At 45.4% G+C, this 19,232-nt stretch carries 19 protein-coding genes; 1 reads left to right on the top strand and 18 read right to left on the bottom strand.

The genetic code is table 11. From position 1 onward, the window contains the following. Positions 1-444: 444 nt before the first annotated feature. The 3 genes from ylqF to rplS form a co-directional block, all read right to left on the bottom strand. On the bottom strand, positions 445-1,308 hold the full coding sequence (ylqF, locus tag MKY92_RS10930; RefSeq protein WP_017689210.1) for a ribosome biogenesis GTPase YlqF: 864 nt from the start codon (positions 1,306-1,308) through the stop codon (positions 445-447). 30 nt (positions 1,309-1,338) lie between these two features. Beyond that, positions 1,339-1,959, bottom strand: a complete 621-nt coding sequence (gene lepB, locus MKY92_RS10925; protein ID WP_017689211.1) for a signal peptidase I — start codon at positions 1,957-1,959, stop codon at positions 1,339-1,341. Positions 1,960-2,263: 304 nt separating this feature from the next. Beyond that, positions 2,264-2,605 carry a 50S ribosomal protein L19 gene (gene rplS / locus MKY92_RS10920; RefSeq protein WP_017689212.1) on the bottom strand — a complete coding sequence of 114 codons (342 nt, stop codon included), beginning with the start codon at positions 2,603-2,605 and terminating at the stop codon, positions 2,264-2,266. 350 nt (positions 2,606-2,955) lie between these two features. Here rplS and MKY92_RS10915 point away from each other — a divergent pair, with 350 nt between their 5' ends. After that, positions 2,956-3,921: a polysaccharide deacetylase family protein gene (locus tag MKY92_RS10915; RefSeq protein ID WP_339300662.1), complete on the top strand. Its 966-nt coding sequence runs from the start codon at positions 2,956-2,958 to the stop codon at positions 3,919-3,921. Positions 3,922-3,924: 3 nt separating this feature from the next. Here MKY92_RS10915 and MKY92_RS10910 read toward each other — a convergent pair whose 3' ends face one another. The 15 genes from MKY92_RS10910 to fabG form a co-directional block, all read right to left on the bottom strand. Further along, positions 3,925-5,172 (bottom strand): hypothetical protein, encoded by a 1,248-nt coding sequence (locus tag MKY92_RS10910; RefSeq protein ID WP_339301760.1) that lies wholly within the window; start codon positions 5,170-5,172, stop codon positions 3,925-3,927. A 154-nt stretch (positions 5,173-5,326) separates the two neighbouring features. Further along, a complete protein-coding gene (locus MKY92_RS10905; protein ID WP_339300661.1) occupies positions 5,327-5,701 on the bottom strand; it encodes a VOC family protein in 375 nt (124 codons plus the stop codon). Between the two features lie 186 nt (positions 5,702-5,887). Beyond that, positions 5,888-6,655, bottom strand: a complete 768-nt coding sequence (gene trmD / locus MKY92_RS10900; protein ID WP_339300659.1) for a tRNA (guanosine(37)-N1)-methyltransferase TrmD — start codon at positions 6,653-6,655, stop codon at positions 5,888-5,890. A 1-nt stretch (position 6,656) separates the two neighbouring features. Then, complete coding sequence (rimM, locus tag MKY92_RS10895; RefSeq protein ID WP_047842461.1) at positions 6,657-7,169, bottom strand: ribosome maturation factor RimM; 513 nt, start codon at positions 7,167-7,169, stop codon at positions 6,657-6,659. A 301-nt stretch (positions 7,170-7,470) separates the two neighbouring features. After that, the gene (locus MKY92_RS10890; RefSeq protein WP_017689218.1) at positions 7,471-7,701 is read right to left on the bottom strand and encodes a KH domain-containing protein; all 231 of its coding nucleotides are present in this window, start codon (positions 7,699-7,701) and stop codon (positions 7,471-7,473) included. Between the two features lie 23 nt (positions 7,702-7,724). Further along, positions 7,725-7,997 carry a 30S ribosomal protein S16 gene (rpsP, locus tag MKY92_RS10885; RefSeq protein ID WP_017689219.1) on the bottom strand — a complete coding sequence of 91 codons (273 nt, stop codon included), beginning with the start codon at positions 7,995-7,997 and terminating at the stop codon, positions 7,725-7,727. 53 nt (positions 7,998-8,050) lie between these two features. Further along, positions 8,051-9,430, bottom strand: coding sequence for a signal recognition particle protein (gene ffh, locus MKY92_RS10880; RefSeq protein WP_339300656.1), 1,380 nt, complete (start codon positions 9,428-9,430; stop codon positions 8,051-8,053). Positions 9,431-9,492: 62 nt separating this feature from the next. Further along, complete coding sequence (ylxM, locus tag MKY92_RS10875; protein ID WP_339300654.1) at positions 9,493-9,843, bottom strand: YlxM family DNA-binding protein; 351 nt, start codon at positions 9,841-9,843, stop codon at positions 9,493-9,495. Positions 9,844-10,105: 262 nt separating this feature from the next. After that, positions 10,106-10,753, bottom strand: coding sequence for a hemolysin III family protein (locus MKY92_RS10870; protein WP_221824199.1), 648 nt, complete (start codon positions 10,751-10,753; stop codon positions 10,106-10,108). Positions 10,754-10,900: 147 nt separating this feature from the next. Then, positions 10,901-11,914 carry a signal recognition particle-docking protein FtsY gene (ftsY, locus tag MKY92_RS10865; protein WP_339300652.1) on the bottom strand — a complete coding sequence of 338 codons (1,014 nt, stop codon included), beginning with the start codon at positions 11,912-11,914 and terminating at the stop codon, positions 10,901-10,903. A gap of 108 nt (positions 11,915-12,022) precedes the next feature. Continuing rightward, entirely contained in the window at positions 12,023-15,592 is a 3,570-nt protein-coding gene (gene smc, locus MKY92_RS10860; RefSeq protein ID WP_339300651.1) for a chromosome segregation protein SMC, read from the bottom strand. Positions 15,593-15,810: 218 nt separating this feature from the next. Continuing rightward, positions 15,811-16,515 (bottom strand): ribonuclease III, encoded by a 705-nt coding sequence (gene rnc, locus MKY92_RS10855; RefSeq protein WP_036670338.1) that lies wholly within the window; start codon positions 16,513-16,515, stop codon positions 15,811-15,813. A gap of 13 nt (positions 16,516-16,528) precedes the next feature. After that, positions 16,529-17,767: a beta-ketoacyl-ACP synthase II gene (gene fabF, locus MKY92_RS10850; protein ID WP_062833763.1), complete on the bottom strand. Its 1,239-nt coding sequence runs from the start codon at positions 17,765-17,767 to the stop codon at positions 16,529-16,531. Positions 17,768-17,930: 163 nt separating this feature from the next. Then, positions 17,931-18,164: an acyl carrier protein gene (gene acpP / locus MKY92_RS10845; protein WP_024630176.1), complete on the bottom strand. Its 234-nt coding sequence runs from the start codon at positions 18,162-18,164 to the stop codon at positions 17,931-17,933. 152 nt (positions 18,165-18,316) lie between these two features. Further along, positions 18,317-19,066 carry a 3-oxoacyl-[acyl-carrier-protein] reductase gene (gene fabG / locus MKY92_RS10840; protein ID WP_017689228.1) on the bottom strand — a complete coding sequence of 250 codons (750 nt, stop codon included), beginning with the start codon at positions 19,064-19,066 and terminating at the stop codon, positions 18,317-18,319. Positions 19,067-19,232 lie beyond the last annotated feature (166 nt).

Raw genomic sequence — 19,232 nt, 5'->3', positions numbered from 1 at the left:
ACGCTTTTTCAGCATGCGTATCACTTACAACTTTTTTATAATATAGACGTAGATCCTCTGTCTTTTGTTCTGTACAACCTGTCTCTCTCAGCAAAATTTTTCCTTGAGATTTACAATATAAAGATAGTGATGTCTTCATTTATCGGTATTTGATGGTTTAAATTGAATATATCAGACCTCGTCTAATTTAAATTGCACCACCATTTATCATAGCACGATTTAGATGCACCTGATATATAGGTCAGCCAATTCCATAAAGCGTACTGTTCTTCAATCCTCTTCCATTTTATCGTTTTCGACGTATGTTCCAGCTCTACTTCCGCGTTTGTATACACAAAAAAACGACCGCTCCCGGTAATCCGGTAACGGCCGCTTCTTTCGGCACTTGTATATATGAAATGAACAGATAAAGATAATGATCTCCATCGTGTAGAGTCCATTTTTTTAATAGGGAGCTTCCATAGAGAAACGTCCCATTTTACCCGCTCGCAGTTCACGCAGAAATGCTCGTGATGCCTTTTCCAGATCAATACGTCCACCGCTTACAATGCAACCACGTATACGACCGACTTGTTCCATAATCGCAATAACACTGTCTGAATCATCTGCATCCTTGGAAAACTCCTGAAGTCCGTATCTCTCTTCAAGGGCGTCCCAGTAATAACGCATCAGGTAACTGATTCCAAAAAAGGCGATATCCTCTGCATTCAAAATTTCCTCTTTGATTGCACCTGTTACGGCAAGACGATAACCTACATTTTGATCTTCGAACTTAGGCCAAAGAATACCTGGAGTATCCAATAACTCCATTTCTTTGCCTACCTTGATCCACTGTTGCCCCTTCGTCACACCAGGACGATCTCCTGTTAACGCAATACTCCGTCCAGCCAGTCGGTTAATCAGTGTTGATTTACCTACATTGGGAATCCCTACGATCAACCCGCGAACCGCACGAGGATTAATCCCTTTAGCAATTTGACGGTCAATTTTTTCTTTAAGAAGAAGCTTGGCCTGCACGGGAATATCTTTAACATTGGTCCCCGTCGAAGCATCTACAGGAAAAGCGGTAATTCCTTCTTTTTTGAAATATTCAATCCATTCTTGCGTCACTTTTGCATCTGCCAAATCCGATTTGTTCAACAAAATCATCCGGGGTTTATCCAGCAATATTTCGTCAATCATTGGATTACGGCTGGAGACAGGCAGACGGGCATCCAATAGTTCGATGACCACGTCGATGAGCTTTAACTTATCCTGAATCTGGCGTCTGGCTCGAGTCATATGACCTGGAAACCATTGTATCGTCAACTTGTCTTCACCTCATTATTTACTTCAATATCAGTGGTTGATCCACTTAATCTCACCGATCGGCCAGAAAATCACATCTGCACGACCAATAATATCTTTTAACGAAACATAACCGATCATACGGCTGTCTGTACTGTTTGGACGGTTATCTCCCATGACAAACACATGACCTGCCGGCACTTTGCCATCAGGGAACTGTTCATTCGGGAAATCCTTCACGTTATAGGTTCCACCATTTGCTTCAGCTGCATCAATGGCTCCTTGAATATACGTTTCATCAACCTTTTTACCGTTAACCATCACGGTATCGTCTTGAACCTCAACGGTATCACCTTCTACAGCAATAACACGTTTAATGAAATCTCGACCTTCGGATGGTACGTGGAAGACGATAACTTCACCGCGCTTCGGTTCTCTGATATCATATAAGATTTCGTTGACGATCACACGTTCACCCGTTTCAAAGTTCGGCTGCATGGACGGACCGTCCACAACAAACGGTTTGAAGAGCAACCACCGAATGAGAATGACGAGAACTAATGCGATAACAATGGCTTTAAGCCATTCAACAATTTCATTTTTGGCTTTTTTGGACCGACTGTTTTTCTCTTCGGCAGGATTGCCCCGGTCATGTTGAACTTCTTGTTCCATTCAAGATCTTCCTCTCTTCACAGTACATGTTTATAGCAGTACACACATCCAGCATTCTGTATCGTTCCAATAACTCAATGGATGGATACAAAACATTCACATCAGTTATGTAATCTTTCACCAAGCATTACAGTACATTTAATCCACAATTCAAATGTTATCAATAACTGATTTTACAAGCCTCCCGGACTATTCCCCGCATGTGTTGCCATACCATTTTACTCGGAAGTGTACCTCCGGTTCAACTTTTCCCGGACAAAAACGAAAAGGGCTTGTCTCCAAGCCCTTCCCGGTATCCGTTATATTAACGAATTTCTTTAATTCTCGCTGCTTTACCGCGTAGTTCACGAAGATAATAAAGCTTCGCACGACGAACTTTACCACGGCGAGCCACTTCGATTCTATCGATTTTAGGGGAATGAAGCGGGAAAGCTCTTTCCACACCTACACCGTAAGAAATTTTACGAACTGTAAAAGTCTCACTGATTCCACCACCACGGCGTTTAATCACAACACCTTCGAACAATTGGATACGCTCGCGAGTTCCCTCGATTACCTTAACGTGCACTTTCAAAGTGTCACCAGGACGAAAACTCGGAAGATCCTTGCGAAGTTGTTCTTGTGTAATCGCTTGAACGATATTCATCTATGACTCCCTCCTTCCATACAGGCGTTCATACTTCTTCCAGAGATCACCTTGTCTCCTTCATTATCCATAGAGGACCGCCGTATTCCACATAACAGACTTATTGTATCACGCAGCATATCAAAACACAAGAGAAATTAGACAGAATGCCTATTGTTCAATCAGCAACGCTGATACTCATCCATCTCATGATGACTTCATTCTAAAATACATTCTCTCATATGGATCATGAATCAACGTTCTCATCTGCAAGTCAACCTGATGCAAGAAAAAATACTGTAACTTCCCGTGTAGCAATATCGTCTATGATATAACTTATTGACCACTTTAAAAGGAGAATCCAAAGACTCATGAAATATTGGAAAAAGATCACACTTGCCCTACTTGCCATGCTCACATGCTCCATTACACTATATGCATATGCCGTAACTCATCCAACGAATGCAGTGTCACACAAAGCCTGCACATCCTGGGACATAGTCAAACGCAAAGCATTCGAGCTGTCACACACTGACTTCTCTAACCAATCTGCGCTGGATCGTTCTACCTTCAAGATTGAACAAGGTACGGCTACAGAAGTCCCTGTACTGATGTATCATTACATAGAGCCCAAATTGAATAATCACGAGACAGATAATAAATCCATCATTAATCTGGAGGATTTTGAGCAAAATATGAAATACCTGCATGATGAAGGCTACCAAACGATTACACTGAATCAGCTTGAACAATATGTTAACGGGAGAATTTCCCTACCACAGAAGTCCATTGTGATTACCTTTGATGACGGATACCAGAACAATTATACATTAGCTTACCCTGTGCTTCAGAAATATAATTTTCACGCCTCGCTGTTTGTCATAGGCAGTAAAATTCAAGATCAACCTTCGGAATTTGAGCCCGCCATTAACAGTTTCATCTCCAAGCCAGAGATGCAGGCATCAACTGACGTATTTGAATTTAACAGCCACACCTATAACCTGCATCACAAGGGATTTATGCGCTGTGGTAACAGTGTGCCTGTCGGTCTGGACACCAGCCTTCTGGATGATGATATCCAGCATATGAAGCAAACCGGAATCGACACACCTTATCTGGCCTATCCATTTGGTTATACCAGCACACAGATGATCTACAAGTTACAACAACATGGATATCGTATGGCATTTACCGTAAAGTCTGGATTTGTGCATCCAGGAGATCATCCCATGAAGCTGCCTCGCTTGACGGTCACGACAGGTACTGATCTGGCGTCCTTGCTTCAACCCGAATCCAGTCCGCAGAACGAATTACCTGCATCGGAGAATGACCAGTGAAACCTAGAGTTTAACTTCACCGCCTGGATACAGAGTCGAGCTATACAGCCTTTTGAGCTGTGGCTTGGCTCTTTTTGCATCGGTAAGTGATAAAGCCATCGGAGAACTGGAATAAATCACTGCTTCCTCTGCGTCATAAATGATGATCTGTTCTTTCCCCGTCTGAACCAGGTCTGCATGCACCGCATATCCCTCTTTCGGGAATTCAGTAACCGTTTTCATATTTCCATCCACCAAAGAAGGCAACACATCTCCACCTCGGCGATATGCCAACATATAATCGAGTCCACCCTCATCCCAGTTACACACAGGCTCTATAATGGTTAACCAGCCCCGAGTTGTGCGGTTTTCTTTCCATATTTCTTTACCAGCGCTATCCAGCATGAACATTCCATCCTTACCATGCTCATCCCCCCGGACAATCCGGTCCAGACCTGCAATCTGTAAACCTTCCATTCCAGTACAAAAATGGCCTAACGCAATATGCTGTGATTCAATTGAATCTTCATAACGCCACTTCTCATTACCATAGCGGTCCATCATGACCGTAACACTGCCACCGATAACAACCTCAACTTCCCCATCACCGTCAACGTCTCCAAACCATATACAGTCAGCATGATCATCGAGATTATGACAAGACCATAATAATGTCCCATCATGATCCAGCATGTCATATCCGGCCATCACTTCATCTTTCCCATCTCCATCGATATCATATACCCATGGAAAATGTCCTGGATTCCCTTCATGCTTCCATAACAAATTAAAATCATGGTCAAGTGCCCATAACGTCTTATAACGGTCTTTCAGTATAATGTCCATTCTCTGCTGGTTACCCGTCAGATTGGCGAGAATAATACAGTCATGTGCTTCATCACCTGGCAGATCACGTGTTTCTTTGATCGCTCCGGTCCGGCCATCCAATACGAGAAATTGTTTGTCCATCACACACAATACTTCATTATTTCCATCTCCATCCCAATCTGCGACCTGAGCGGGATAGTCTGAACCCGGACCACCTGCATCGGGATCGGGAGTTCCTACCTGCCATAGTAATGTTCCTTCCAGATCAAACGCAGTCAAACAACATACCTGATGCGGAACATACCGATCGTCTATACCCCCATCTGCCTGTACCAGCAACATCTCAAGTCTGCCGTCCCCATTCAGATCTCCCAAAACCATTTTGCAGCGTTCTCCGGCTTGGCTAATATCTACTCTGGCGATTTCATAAGGCTGATTGCTCATCATCTTCCTCCTCGGCTTATCGTTGTTATTCAAATCCAGCTGAGTTCACCATAAAGAAAACCCCTTATTTTTACAACCCTATTATGTGGTCATGCAAAAAAGTTCAAAGCTGCAAAAAAGTGCCTGCGTAATTAAACGATTTAAACAAATGATTTTAAACCCACTCTAAAAACTCAAGGCGATTGCCAAAAGGATCATTTATATAGAAACGTCTTACACCTTCATCTGCCCTTGCTTCGTCATCGACAATATGAATTTGGTTATGAATGAGATGATCACGCAACTGATCCAAATGTTGTACATGAAATGCCGGATGAGCTTTTGTAGCGGGAATAAAATCTTTTTGTACGCCAATATGCACTTGGTGTCTGCCACACTCGAACCATACACCACCCCGTTTTCTCAGAATTTCAGGTTTGGGAATCTCCGTCCAGCCCAGTACTTTATTGAAAAAATGACGTGCCTCCGCTTCACAAGCTTCAGGTGCTGCGAGCTGAATATGATCAAGACCAATAATATTGTAAGTCATTCATACACCGCCTTTTGTTTCATTTGATGAAACTTAGTTTCATTATTTATACTTGTATTTTATAAAATATACTAATGAAAATCCAGTATTCTTTTCAATGTACACAAAAAAGCCAACCTTTAGTATCAAGGTAGGCCCTTTCGAACTTTGGAAAATAATATTTACGTGTTTATACGATACATATACTTACTCTGTGTTATGTTTAAGGTCTGAGCGTATCTTTTTCAACCAAATACGTTCTTTATCCGTCAAATCGGCCGTATCCAACATCTCCGGTCTGCGCTCCAGCGTACGAAGCAACGACTGTTCTCTGCGCCATGCCTCAATGTTCAGATGATGTCCCGACAACAGCATATCCGGTACTTTCATGCCCCTAAACTCGGGTGGACGTGTGTAGTGTGGATATTCGAGTAGTCCAGTACTGAATGAATCCGTCACAGCACTTGTCTCATTGCCAAGCACTCCGGGGATAAGACGTACGATACTGTCGATCGCAACCATAGCAGGTAACTCCCCACCCGTGAGTACGTAATCACCAATGGATAGTTCATCCGTCACGAGAAATTCGCGAATTCGCTCATCGTAACCTTCATAATGTCCACATATAAAAATCAGATGATCTTCCTGCACAAGTTCTTCTGCTTTTTTCTGTGTAAACGTCTCACCTTGCGGACACATTAGAATGATACGTGGAGCTTTCATCGTTGCCGAGGCTTCTCCGCGTTGCTCCAGAACATCTTCTACAGCAGCAAAGATCGGGTCTGGTTTCAGCACCATACCTCCGCCTCCGCCGTATGGAGCATCATCGACTGTATTATGTTTATTGGTCGCATAATTACGGAAGTTGGTTGCACCGAGGGACACCAGCCCCTTCGTTTGGGCTTTCCCCAAAATGCTTGCTCCGAATACACCGTCAAACATCTCCGGGAATAGTGTTAATACATCCACTTTCATGTTACAGCAGCCCTTCCATCAGGTGAATCTTCACTTGCTGCTGTTCGATGTCCACATCAAGTACTACATCATCAATAACGGGAATCAGCACTTCTTTACCTGCTGGTGTTTTGACAACCCATACATCATTGGCACCCGGAGTCAAAATTTCAGAGATGGTTCCAAGCGTTTCACCCTCTTCGGTGATAACCGAACACCCAACGATTTGATGGAAGTAGTATTCACCTTCCTCCAATTCAGCCAGATTCTCTTTTAACACTTTGGCCATGCCGCCCTTAAACTTCTCTACTTCATTAATATTGCCATACTCTTTCAGACGAAGAATATACATATTCTTATGCAAACGTGCAGATTCCACGTTAACTATGACTGGATGATTATCTGGGGTAAAGAAAAACAACTCTGCATTTTTCGCGAAACGCACTTCTGGGAAATCGGTTATAGGCATGATTCTCACCTCACCGCGAATTCCATGCGTATTGACGATTTTACCTACATTCATAAACTCTGCCATATTTCCTCCTACGAAATTAAATCAAACTAAACTGCTACTTCGACTCTCGTATGGTCGTTCCGGCGACGGTTCGTTCTTTCGATCGCTGTTACCCCCTCATTTTTCGAACTTAATTTAAATGGTGAAAATGAGGTGATAAAGGCGAACGCTAACGCTTCTCCAGAATCGATCCCGTCCCCTACACTGCTCCGAAGTCACTCATACCCAAAAATATTTTAATTCAATATCTAATCCAACCTATTAAGTTCAGCATGCACGAAAAGGGGCTAGGACATGCATCCTAACCCCCTTTCGTATATCTTTAAGATATGATATCAACGGTAACCCGTTTATCCATCTTAACTGCTGCTGATGTGACGACCGTACGAAGTGATTTCGCGATTCGTCCTTGTTTACCAATTACCTTCCCGACATCGTCAGGATGAACGGTTAACTCATAAACGACAAGCCGGTCTTTCTCAACCGTCCGAACCGTCACATCTTCCGGATGATCGACTAAAGCCTTAGCAATTATGCTTACTAATTCTTCCATAGATGACCCTCCGAATCAGCACTTTATTTAGATAATTTAGACTCGTGGAACTTCTTCATCACGCCCGCTTTGCTAAGCAAGTTGCGGACAGTGTCAGATGCTTGTGCACCGTTTTGAAGCCATGCCAATGCTTTATCTTCATCGATCTTAACAACAGCCGGTTGTTCAACCGGGTTGTAGTAACCGATCTCCTCGATAAAACGACCGTCACGTGGGGAACGGGAATCCGATACCACTACGCGGTAGAAAGGAGCTTTGTGAGCACCCATACGTTTCAGACGAATACGAACTGCCATTTGAAAATTCACCTCCTTCAATGAAATCTGTATATGATCCAGCTTCGCTTAAATCAACGGAAAGGAAACTTCATTCCTTTACCCATACCTTTAAGCTGCTTCATCGCTTTATTTTTACCGCCGCCTTTAGGTCCCATCATATCCGAGAACTGTTTCATCATGCGGCGCATCTCATCAAATTGCTTGATCAGACGATTTACTTCAGCCAGAGATGTTCCGCTTCCGGTAGCAATACGCTTCCGGCGGCTATGGTTGATCATGTCCGGGTTACGTTTCTCTTCGGTCGTCATTGAGTAAACGATCGCTTCGATCCGGCCCATCTGTTTATCATCAACCTTCAGATCCTTGGCTTGTTTCATCTTGCCCATGCCGGGGATCATATCCATGATCTGATCGATTGGTCCCAGCTTTTTCACTTGATCCATCTGCTCCAGAAAATCTTCAAACGTGAATTCTGCATTACGCATCTTCCGTTCCATTTCCTTGGCTTTATCGGTATCAATGTTTAATTGTGCTTTCTCAATCAGAGATAACATATCACCCATACCGAGGATCCGTGAAGCCATACGTTCCGGGTGGAACGGCTCTAAAGCGTCAAGTTTCTCTCCAAGGGAAGCAAACTTGATTGGACAACCCGTAACTGCTTTGACGGAAAGCGCAGCACCACCACGAGTATCTCCATCCAGCTTGGTCAGGACAACCCCTGTCAGACTAAGCTGCTGGTTAAAGTGTTCTGCTACGTTAACCGCATCCTGACCTGTCATGCTGTCTACGACAAGCAGTACTTCATCCGGATTCACTACGCTGTGAATCTGGCGAAGTTCTTCCATCAGTTCTTCATCAACATGCAGACGTCCAGCTGTATCGATAATAACATAGTCATTACCGTTATCTTTGGCATGTTGAAGACCTTGACGTGCGATCTCAACAGGGCTTGTCTGATCTCCCAGTGTGAATACCGGCGCTTTGATCTGCTCACCAAGTACTTGCAACTGTTTGATCGCTGCCGGACGATAAATATCTCCTGCAACAAGCAATGGTCTGCTGTTTTGCTTTTGCAGCATTTTAGCCAATTTACCGGATGTGGTTGTTTTACCAGCACCCTGCAAACCAACCATCATCAGCACCGTAGGCGGTTTGTTCGCTTTAGCCAGTTTCGCTTGGCTTCCACCCATCAAATCCGTTAGTTCCTTGTTAACGATGTCGATGATGACCATTCCTGGCGTGAAGCTCTCCATCACTTCTTTGCCAACAGCCTTCTCTTTCACCTTGGCGATGAATTCCTTGACCACTTTGAAGTTTACATCCGCTTCGAGCAATGCCAGACGTACCTCGCGCATAGCCTCGGCTACATCTTCATCAGACACCTTGCCTTTGCCGCGCAGCTTGCTGAACACATTCTGTAATCGGGTCGTTAATCCTTCAAATGCCATGATCCCACCTCCTTAAGCTTTAATACTGTTTTCAAGACCGATACGTTCCGCTCAGCCAATTTTCATTCACTAAGCTGAGTAACGATATCGTGTATTTGTTTGTTGTTATCAATGGAGACGCCTGCGCGTTCCAATGCATTTTGCAAATCTTCAAGATTGCGATTACGCCGTTCATGCTTTTCCAGCAAGCCCAGCTTGCTTTCGTAATTTTCCAGCACTTGTTCGGCACGCTTGATATGCTCGTATACCGCCTGGCGGCTGATCTCAAACTCGGCTGCAATTTCACCAAGTGAGAAATCGTCATGAAAGTAATACTTTAGAAAAGTCTGCTGTTTCTCGGTAAGTAACAATTCATAAAAAGCAAACAGCAAGTTAATCCGATTTGTCTTCTCAAGCCGATTTTCTTGACTCACATCGGGGCACTCCCTTCGTCAAGGAAAAACACTTTACACTCTTGCAACGTTCCTAATAATACCTAAAACAAATCAGGTTGTCAAGCAAAAATACTTGTCACAATAAAAACAGCTCTGATGATATGTTATTTCGATGTTTAACGGGTGGTTTATGCCCTTTTTCACTACAAGCAAATTCGATCTGTATCTCTGCGATCCACCTCTATGTAGAAGAAAAAACGAATGCGTCTCAGTCCGTGGAGATGCATCCGTTTATGGTGTTCTAACGAAGTGGTGTCAGGTACAGCAGTACCATAAAGAAATGAAGAATACTGCCTGCTAGCACAAAGAGATGCCAAATCGCATGGTGGTACGGAAATCCACGCCATACATAAAAGAGCGTACCCAGTGTATACATCAGGCCTCCAGCAACCAGCAGCACAATGCCGCCTGTAGGAATGGCAGCCATAAGCGGTTGCCAGGCAATAACGATGAGCCAGCCCATCGCAATATAGAAAATCGTGGACATGAATAGAAACCTTTTCGTAAAAAATGCCTTAAAGATCACGCCGAATAATGCGATTCCCCAGATTATACCGAACAGGGTCCATCCAAGTGTACCGCGAACAGCAATAAACAAAAGCGGAGTATATGATCCGGCAATAAACAAATATATGGAAGAATGGTCGAAAATCTCAAATAAATCTTTCACTTTTCCATCTTTCCATGCATGCACGAGTGTAGAGCTTGTATAGAGCAGCAGCATGGTGATCCCGTAGATCGTGAAACTGACCACATGCCAGGCCGTGCCTTTCATACTTGAAAATACAATCAATATCACCAGTGCAGCTACACTGAGTGCAGCGCCGATTCCATGTGTCACCGCATTGGCGACTTCTTCACGGCGAGAATAGGTATACGTATTGGCCATTTTCAACCGTCCTTTCTAACCCTTTAACATGCCTGCTTTATTCCTCTATTATACACGTATTGCCAGTGACATTACACGTGACACTTATCACGTCTATCACTGGCAATTGCGCATAACGCTATTCATTTATCCTAATTAATAATGGTTCTAGGAATTAGCTTCCTCTTCTTCAACACTTTCAGCTGGCTGTTCCTGGATCAATCCGGCGAACAAAGCATGCACAAATTGCTCCGAGTCAAACTGCTGCAGATCATCAATTTTCTCACCAAGTCCAACGAGTTTCACTGGCAAGTCCAGCTCCTGACGGATCGCAACAACGATCCCCCCTTTGGCTGTTCCATCCAGTTTTGTCAGTACAAGGCCAGTTACGCCGCTTTTCTCACCGAAAAGTTTGGCTTGGTTCAAAGCATTTTGACCTGTTGTTGCATCCAGTACCATCAGTACTTCATGCGGAGCATCCGGAATCTCACGCTGAATGACACGATAGATCTTGTTAAGCTCGTCCATCAGGTTGGATTTGTTTTGCAGACGACCTGCTGTATCACAGAGGAGAACATCCGCACCCCGTTGTTTCGCTGCCTGCACCGCATCATACATAACTGCTGCCGGATCAGAACCAGATTGCTGTTTGATCACATCGACACCAGCACGTTGTCCCCATACTTCCAGCTGTTCAATAGCTCCGGCACGGAACGTATCTCCAGCTGCCATGATGACTTTTTTACCTTGCTGTTTAAATCGATGTGCCAGCTTGCCAATCGTTGTTGTTTTACCAACACCATTAACGCCAACAAACAAAATGACGGTAATGCCATCCGGATTCATTTTCAATTCGTTATTCTGTTCACCGCGAAGAAGATCCGTCAGTTTCTCGGACAATACAGGCTGCAACTCAGCCGCGTCCTCAATTTTGCGTTTTTTCACCTCAACGCGCAGGTCTTCGATCAGATTCATGACTGTATTCACGCCAACGTCTGCGCCGATCAAAATCTCTTCCAGTTCTTCATAAAACTCTTCATCGATTTTTTTGCGGCGGATTACGAGATCCGACACTTTTTCCACTAACCCTTTACGTGTCTTTTCCAATCCATCCTTGAACTGTTTGGTGACCGACTCCGTTTTGCTTGCAATGCTGTCTCTCAGCTTTTTAAAAAAACTCATAAAGCCCCTCCATCGTGTACATAATCTAAGCGCTTTTGCAAAAATGCTCAATCTGAATGATTTTCAATGATTACAATGAGTTCATGTGTCTCGCAGGTTTGGATCAGATCAGGCAATTACAGCTTCCTCATCTTCCAGTTTAACCGAAACAAGCTTGGATACTCCGCCCTCTTCCATTGTAACACCGTACAGCACATCCGCTTCTTCCATCGTACCTTTACGATGGGTAACAACGATGAACTGTGTCTGTTCGGAGAATTCACGCAAGTACTGGGCAAAACGTACCACGTTAGCTTCGTCCAGTGCTGCCTCAACTTCATCCAGCACGCAGAATGGTACAGGTTTGACATGCAGAATGGCAAATAACAAAGCCATCGCCGTCAAAGCCCGTTCCCCACCGGATAACAGTTGCAGGTTTTGCAGTTTCTTGCCTGGTGGCTGAGCCACGATATCTATTCCCGTTTCAAGCAAGCGCTCCGGGTCCATCAGAACAAGGTCAGCACGTCCCCCGCCAAACAGCTTGGTAAACACGGTACCGAACTCACGGCGGATGGCATCAAACGTGATTTTGAATCGCTTCGCCATCTCGTCTTCCATCTCCCGAATAACCTGATACAACGTTGTTTTGGCTTCCACCAGGTCATTCTTTTGTTCACTCAGGAACTCGTATCGTTCATTGACTCGCTGGAACTCCTCAATCGCTCCCAGGTTAACATCACCCAGGGCGGATATACTGCGCTTCAGCTTCTGTACCTCTGCCTGTGTATGCTCTACATCTTCCGGCACAGGGTAACGCTCTTTGGCCAGTTCATAGCCCAGTTCGTATTCATCCGTCAGCTTTCGCAGTATATTTTCCAGCTCAACATCCAGCCGGTTCACGGAAATTTCCGTCTGTCGCATCTGCTCTTCCACAGCTTTTAACTGCGTACGCTGTTCCTTTGTTTCGCTCTCGGCAAGCTCAAGCTTTTTCGACAACTCACTTCGGGCAGCACGTTTGAAGTCCAGCTCCTGGGAAGCTTCTGCTTTTTTCAGCTTGTACTGGTTCAGATCTTCAATCTGCTTGACACTCTCGGTCTGTGTTTTCTTGAGATCTGCTTCCATCGAAGCCAGCAACGTGCGATTCTGACGAAGATCTTTCACCAGCGACTCCACTTCCCGCTCCAGACGTCGCAATTGTTCTCCATTGGAGAATCGCTCCTGATCAAGCTTGCCTTCGCGCACTTTCAATTCGGTGAGTTGGCTCTGCAATTCTTCCTTCGCGGATTCATTGGCTTTCCGAGCAAACTCAGCTGCATGAATGGCACGATGAGTCGCTTTTTCTTCCTCTTCAAGCTGCTCCAGCTTCTTCACAGCGACGATGCGAGCCGTATCCAGCTCTTTGATCTCTTCGGTAAAGCCGCTCTTCTCCTGCCCGGCAACGGCAACCTGTTCAAGCACATGGCGAAGCTCATGCTCTACCTGTTTCATTTCCATCGAAGCCTGCTGTTCTGCATTTCGGGTATCGTCCCCGGACTGACGAAGTTCATCCAGTTTGTCCTGACACTGCTCCAATTGAACTTTTACATCATCCACACTGCGATGCAGTTTCACGATCTGATTTTCCGTATCCAAAATATCCTGGTCGAGCTGGTCCAGCTGCCGTTTCCGGCTGAGCAGACTCACATTTTTCTTGTGCTGGCTACCACCTGTCATGGAACCACCCGCATTGACCACGTCACCTTCAAGCGTCACAACCCGGAAACGATACTGGCAGCGAGCCGCAATTTTATTGGCAACCTCCAGCGTTTCGGCAATAATAACATTACCTAACAGACTGCCAATGATTGAAGCGTACTTGGATTCGAATTGTACAAGATCAGCACCGATCCCCACAAAACCCTCCATACCTTCGATCATGGAACGTTCAGCCGCTCCAATGGCACGAGGACGAATGACATCCAGAGGCAGGAACGTTGCACGCCCCAACTGGCGTTGCTTCAGAAAAGCGATTGCCTGTCTGGAAACTGATTCATTTTCCATGACCACATGCTGCAAGGATGCTCCCATTGCAGTCTCTACGGCAAGTTCGATCTTCTCGGGAACTTTAACAAGTTCAGCCACAGCTCCATGAACACCATTAAGCGTACCTTTACGTGAAGCCTTCAGGACCTCCTTGACACCCAACATGAATCCGTCAAAATCATCCTGCATCTCTTTCATCGTATCGCGGCGGGAGACTTGAGCTTCACGCTTCTGTTCCCATTTACGGACCGTGCCTCGACTTTCTTCGAGAAGCTTCTGCAGCGACTGAAGTCGTTCACTTTCCGTAATGTAACCACCACGCAGATCACTGATTTCTTTGCCCAAACGAACAACTTTTTTCTCAATGTCCGCTTTGCGACTTTCCAGTGTCTCTTTCTGATCTTCCCATTTGCCTGATTCTTCAGCCGCGCGATTCATCCTGCGTTCCAGCGTTTCTTTCTGCTGATCCACATAACGAATTTCATTTCGTGTCTGAGCCATCTGATTCATCAGTTCCAGCAAATTGCCTTTGAGGCTTTCCTCTTGCTGTTGACTAATGCCACCTGTAACACCGATGAGTTTGGCTTCTTCCTGAGACAACTGATTTCTCACATCATTCAGTTCATGCTCAAGTTTGCCAAACTTCTCACGCAGTGCAAGCAGCTCAGTTTCCCGTTCGCGATGTCTCTCTTCACTGGCGGCAAGCGTTACTTTGAGCTGCTCCTGATTCGTTTGCAGATGGTGCGAGCGCTCCTTGAGCAATTCCCCAAGCCCTTCACTTTTCTCTGTCGCTTCACTGAATTGCAATAAAGCGGCTTGCAGTTGCTCTGTCTCTGTTTCCAGGATACGCAGCGCATTCCGATCATTTTCCAGCTTGGCATCATGCGTAGAGACAATCGCTGCCAGTCCAACCTCTTCCTGTTTTAGCGATTGCAGTCGCTCATTCGCCTTACTCCAGGACGCATGGATCTGTTCGATCTGGTACACATACATGGAAATTTCCTGTGATTTGAGCTGTGAACGAAGTTCCTTATAGTGGATCGCTTTCTCCGATTGTTCCTTTAGCGGTCCAATCTGATCTTCCAGTTCAGTCACCAGATCATGAATCCGCAGCAAATTCTGCTCTGTCTCATCCAGTTTGCGCGTCGCATCCCGCTTGCGGGATTTATATTTAACGATACCTGAAGCTTCTTCAAAGATGCCTCTGCGATCCTCTGAACGGGTACTCAGAATCTCTTCGATTCGCCCCTGTCCAATAATCGAGTAGGCTTCCTTACCGATGCCGGTATCCATAAACAACTCCGTAATATCCTTCAAACGACAAGATTGCTTGTTAATAAAATATTCACTATCTCCGCTACGATGTACACGACGAGTCACCGTCACTTCACCAAAATCCAATGCAAGTGCGTGATCCTCGTTATCAAGTGTTAGCGACACCTCACTGAAATTAACGGCCTTCCGTGCGTCACTGCCTGCAAAGATGATATCTTCCATCTTGCCACCACGCAGCGACTTGGCACTCTGTTCCCCCAGAACCCAACGGATTCCGTCCGATATATTACTCTTGCCACTTCCGTTCGGACCTACAACAGCCGTAATGCCACGAACGAATTCCATCTCCGTTTTGTCGGCGAATGACTTGAATCCACCCAATTCAATCCGTTTTAAAAACATAGGGTTTCTCGTCACCTCCTCTTGCAAATTTCAAGTATTGCATTCCAGCGCCTAAATAAATTGAACTAAAATAAAGTTCACTTATTTAGTTAACGATCAGGTAACCTTCTCCTGAACCTCTTTACAAAAAAAAGAGCAAAAAGCAGTCCGGCCGATTACTTCCGCCGGGGCGGACCCGCGGGCTGCTCTTTGCTCTTCGTTTGTCTATGCGCTATCGGTTAAGCTCCGGCTTCCGGAAGCTTCAGTCGATCAAGTGCTGCAGATGCAGCCTGTTGTTCCGCTTCCTTTTTGGAACGTCCTGTACCTCTGCCAAGCCTTTCTTGACCCATATGGACCTCCGAGACAAACTCACGTTCATGGGCAGGTCCCCGTTCCTCAACGATACGGTATTCCAAAGCTCCCATATTGTGATGCTGAGTAAGTTCCTGCAGTTCCGTTTTATAATCACTCATTTGCAGCTTGCTGCCCAATACGATTAATGGGAAGACATGCTGGTCGAGAAATGTCCGGACAGGTGCAAGCCCCTGATCCAGATACAATGCACCAATGAAAGATTCAAACACATCTGCCAGCAGAGCCGGCCGTGTCCGTCCTCCAGTTAGTTCCTCACCTTTACCAAGAAGTACATACTGCCCAAAACCCAACGCTTCAGCAAATTTGACGAGGGAAGGCTCACAGACAATGGATGCCCGCAGCTTAGTTAATTCACCTTCCGGACGGTTAGGATACAAATGATACAAGTATTCCGATACAGTCAGTTCCAGCACGGCATCGCCCAGAAACTCCAGACGCTCGTTGTCCTGATGCTGACTGAACCGGTGTTCGTTTACATAAGAAGCATGGGTAAACGCTTGTTTTAAAAGCTGCCTGTTGTCAAATTTGATTTGAAGTTTATGTTGTAACTGCTTCAGATCTTCACTCAAACGAACTAGCCCCTTATGCTTCAAATTTTTTGAGAATAATGGTGGCATTGTGACCGCCGAATCCAAATGAATTGGACATGGCAATATTAACTTTGGTTTGACGTGGAACATTTGGTACATAATCCAGATCACATTCCGGGTCCTGATTTTCGAGGTTAATCGTTGGAGCCAGTGTCTGATGTGTCAGTGACAATCCGCAGATGACCGCTTCTACACCACCAGCAGCGCCAAGCATGTGGCCCGTCATGGATTTAGTGGAACTCACGGCGAGCTTGTACGCATGATCACCAAATGCCTTTTTGATCGCAAGCGTTTCGGATCTGTCGCCTACAGGCGTCGAAGTTCCGTGTGCATTAATGTAGTCCACTTCTTCAGGCTCTATACCCGCATTACGAAGTGCCATCTTCATGCAACGTGCTGCTCCGTCCGGATCTGGTTCTGTCATGTGATGTGCATCACCTGTCAGACCGTAACCGATCACTTCACCATAAATGCGTGCACCACGTTTTTGAGCATGCTCCAAGGATTCCAGAATCAGAACACCAGCGCCTTCGCCCATAACAAAACCATCACGTTCTGTATCAAAAGGACGGCTGGACTTCGCAGGATCATCATTACGTGTAGACATTGCGCGCATCGCACAGAACCCTGCAAGACCCGTTGGTCTGATTGTTGCTTCCGCACCACCACAGATCATGGCATCTGCATCACCATTCGCAATCAGCTTGAAGGAATCTCCGATGGAGTGTGTACCTGTTGCACAAGCCGTAACAACGTTAATGTTAGGACCTTTGGCACCAAGAGAAATGGACATTTGGCCTGAAGCCATGTTGGAGATCATCATGGGAATAAAGAATGGGCTTACCCGTTTTGGACCTTTTTGCAACAATGCATTATGTTGGTCCTCCCACGTACCCAATCCACCAATACCTGATCCGATGGATACACCGAAACGCTCTGCATCAATATTCTCGTTAATTTTCAGACCACTGTCTTCAACAGCTTTGAAGCCGGCTGCCACAGCGAACTGTACAAAACGGTCCATTTTGCGAGCATCCTTGCGATCCATATATTCTTCCGGGTTGAAATCCTTGATCTCGGCTGCAATCTGTGTCGTGTATTCACTAACATCAAACGCCTCAATCTGAGAAATTCCGGACTTTCCTGCCATTAAACTGCCCCAGAACGTTTCCAAATCTTTTCCGAGCGATGTCATTACGCCCATTCCGGTAATTACTACTCTTTGTTTCAAACCGAGTCACCTCTATATCGACTGCATTACGCAAGTATTTTGTGGGAATATCCGCAAACAGACATCTATTCAACCAAGACAGGCCTGCTTGCGGAATGAGAAAAACCAATGAATGATGAGAAGTCCCGCCTGTTCGAAAACATGTGCGGGACTAAAAATGACTTTAGGTATGAGATTGTATGTAGTTTACAACTTCACCTACGGTCGTGATTTTTTCTGCATCTTCATCAGAGATTTCCAAATCAAATTCATCTTCCAATTCCATGACCAATTCCACTACATCCAAAGAATCAGCACCCAAATCTTCTTTGAAAGATGCTTCAAGTGTAACTTCAGCTTCGTCTGCGCCCAAGCGGTCGACGACGATGCGTTTTACACGCTCCAATACATCGGACATCCGGTTCACCTCCTTCTTTGGTATTATACGAGAATCGCAGGCAAAATGCCATAGAAGACATATGCGGCTCCCGGCCGGGGAACCCGGCCTTTTTCCGGCATTTCGGATCGTCCAGCGCCTGTTCCCCGACTATTGTTCAAGTCCGGGAAGAATTACATGTACATGCCACCATCGACATGCAGCGTCTGCCCTGTCATATAAGATGAAGCCTGTGAAGCCAGGAAAGTGACTACACCGGCGATTTCATCCGGCTGACCCAAACGGGACAACGGAATACCACTTAGCATACCGTCCACCAGCTCCTGGGACAACTCTTTTGTCATATCTGTCTCAATGAAACCTGGTGCAACACAGTTAACTGTGATTCCACGAGAAGCCAGTTCACGAGCAGATGCCTTAGTCAGTCCAATGACTCCTGCTTTGGCAGCAACATAGTTTGCTTGTCCAGCATTACCCAGCACACCTACAACCGAGGAGATATTGATAATTCTTCCCGACCGTTGTTTCATCATTGGACGTGTAACCGCCTTAAGGCAGTTAAACACACCTTTGAGATTGGTTTCAATAACCTGATCGAATTCTTCCTCTTTCATACGCATGATCAGATTATCACGGGTGATACCGGCATTGTTCACCAGTATATCAACGTTTCCCCATGCTTCGAGTGTAGCTTTGACCATTTGTTCAGCTTCATCCATCAGGCCAACATTGGCTTGAAGTGTAATCGCTTTGACTCCTTTGGCACGAATTGCTTCCGCCACTTCCTCAGCTGCCGCTTGACTACCCGCATAATTCACGGCTACGTTCGCCCCAGCTTCAGCAAGTGCCAGTGCAATACTGCGCCCAATGCCCCGGGATGCCCCGGTAACGAGTGCATTTTTACCTTCTAATGGTTTAGACATAATCATTCCTCCTTTCCCCAAATCTATATCAGTTCAACCAAAGAATGTTTACACTTGCCACTCCGATGACAGAATAAACTTCCGATCGCTGTTATCCCCAGATTTTTTGATTCCCTTTTCTAAAGGGAAAATCCGGTGATAGCGTATGCTTCCGATGTAGCTTTCT

Origin of the sequence: Paenibacillus sp. FSL R5-0623 (assembly GCF_037974265.1) — a bacterium.
Lineage (GTDB): Bacteria > Bacillota > Bacilli > Paenibacillales > Paenibacillaceae > Paenibacillus.
The sequence above is the reverse complement of the archived record's forward strand: the minus strand, read 5'-3'. Positions and strand labels throughout refer to the sequence as shown.

What these genes read in the sequence shown, in the direction of transcription:
- lepB (WP_017689211.1), bottom strand. Translation starts at nt 1,959, where the DNA reads ATGGAACAAGAAGTTCAACATGACCGGGGCAATCCTGCCGAAGAGAAA.
- rplS (WP_017689212.1), bottom strand. Translation starts at nt 2,605, where the DNA reads ATGAATATCGTTCAAGCGATTACACAAGAACAACTTCGCAAGGATCTT.
- MKY92_RS10915 (WP_339300662.1), top strand. Translation starts at nt 2,956, where the DNA reads ATGAAATATTGGAAAAAGATCACACTTGCCCTACTTGCCATGCTCACA.
- MKY92_RS10910 (WP_339301760.1), bottom strand. Translation starts at nt 5,172, where the DNA reads ATGAGCAATCAGCCTTATGAAATCGCCAGAGTAGATATTAGCCAAGCC.
- MKY92_RS10905 (WP_339300661.1), bottom strand. Translation starts at nt 5,701, where the DNA reads ATGACTTACAATATTATTGGTCTTGATCATATTCAGCTCGCAGCACCT.
- trmD (WP_339300659.1), bottom strand. Translation starts at nt 6,655, where the DNA reads ATGAAAGTGGATGTATTAACACTATTCCCGGAGATGTTTGACGGTGTA.
- rimM (WP_047842461.1), bottom strand. Translation starts at nt 7,169, where the DNA reads ATGGCAGAGTTTATGAATGTAGGTAAAATCGTCAATACGCATGGAATT.
- MKY92_RS10890 (WP_017689218.1), bottom strand. Translation starts at nt 7,701, where the DNA reads ATGGAAGAATTAGTAAGCATAATTGCTAAGGCTTTAGTCGATCATCCG.
- rpsP (WP_017689219.1), bottom strand. Translation starts at nt 7,997, where the DNA reads ATGGCAGTTCGTATTCGTCTGAAACGTATGGGTGCTCACAAAGCTCCT.
- ffh (WP_339300656.1), bottom strand. Translation starts at nt 9,430, where the DNA reads ATGGCATTTGAAGGATTAACGACCCGATTACAGAATGTGTTCAGCAAG.
- MKY92_RS10870 (WP_221824199.1), bottom strand. Translation starts at nt 10,753, where the DNA reads ATGGCCAATACGTATACCTATTCTCGCCGTGAAGAAGTCGCCAATGCG.
- ftsY (WP_339300652.1), bottom strand. Translation starts at nt 11,914, where the DNA reads ATGAGTTTTTTTAAAAAGCTGAGAGACAGCATTGCAAGCAAAACGGAG.
- smc (WP_339300651.1), bottom strand. Translation starts at nt 15,592, where the DNA reads ATGTTTTTAAAACGGATTGAATTGGGTGGATTCAAGTCATTCGCCGAC.
- acpP (WP_024630176.1), bottom strand. Translation starts at nt 18,164, where the DNA reads ATGTCCGATGTATTGGAGCGTGTAAAACGCATCGTCGTCGACCGCTTG.
- fabG (WP_017689228.1), bottom strand. Translation starts at nt 19,066, where the DNA reads ATGTCTAAACCATTAGAAGGTAAAAATGCACTCGTTACCGGGGCATCC.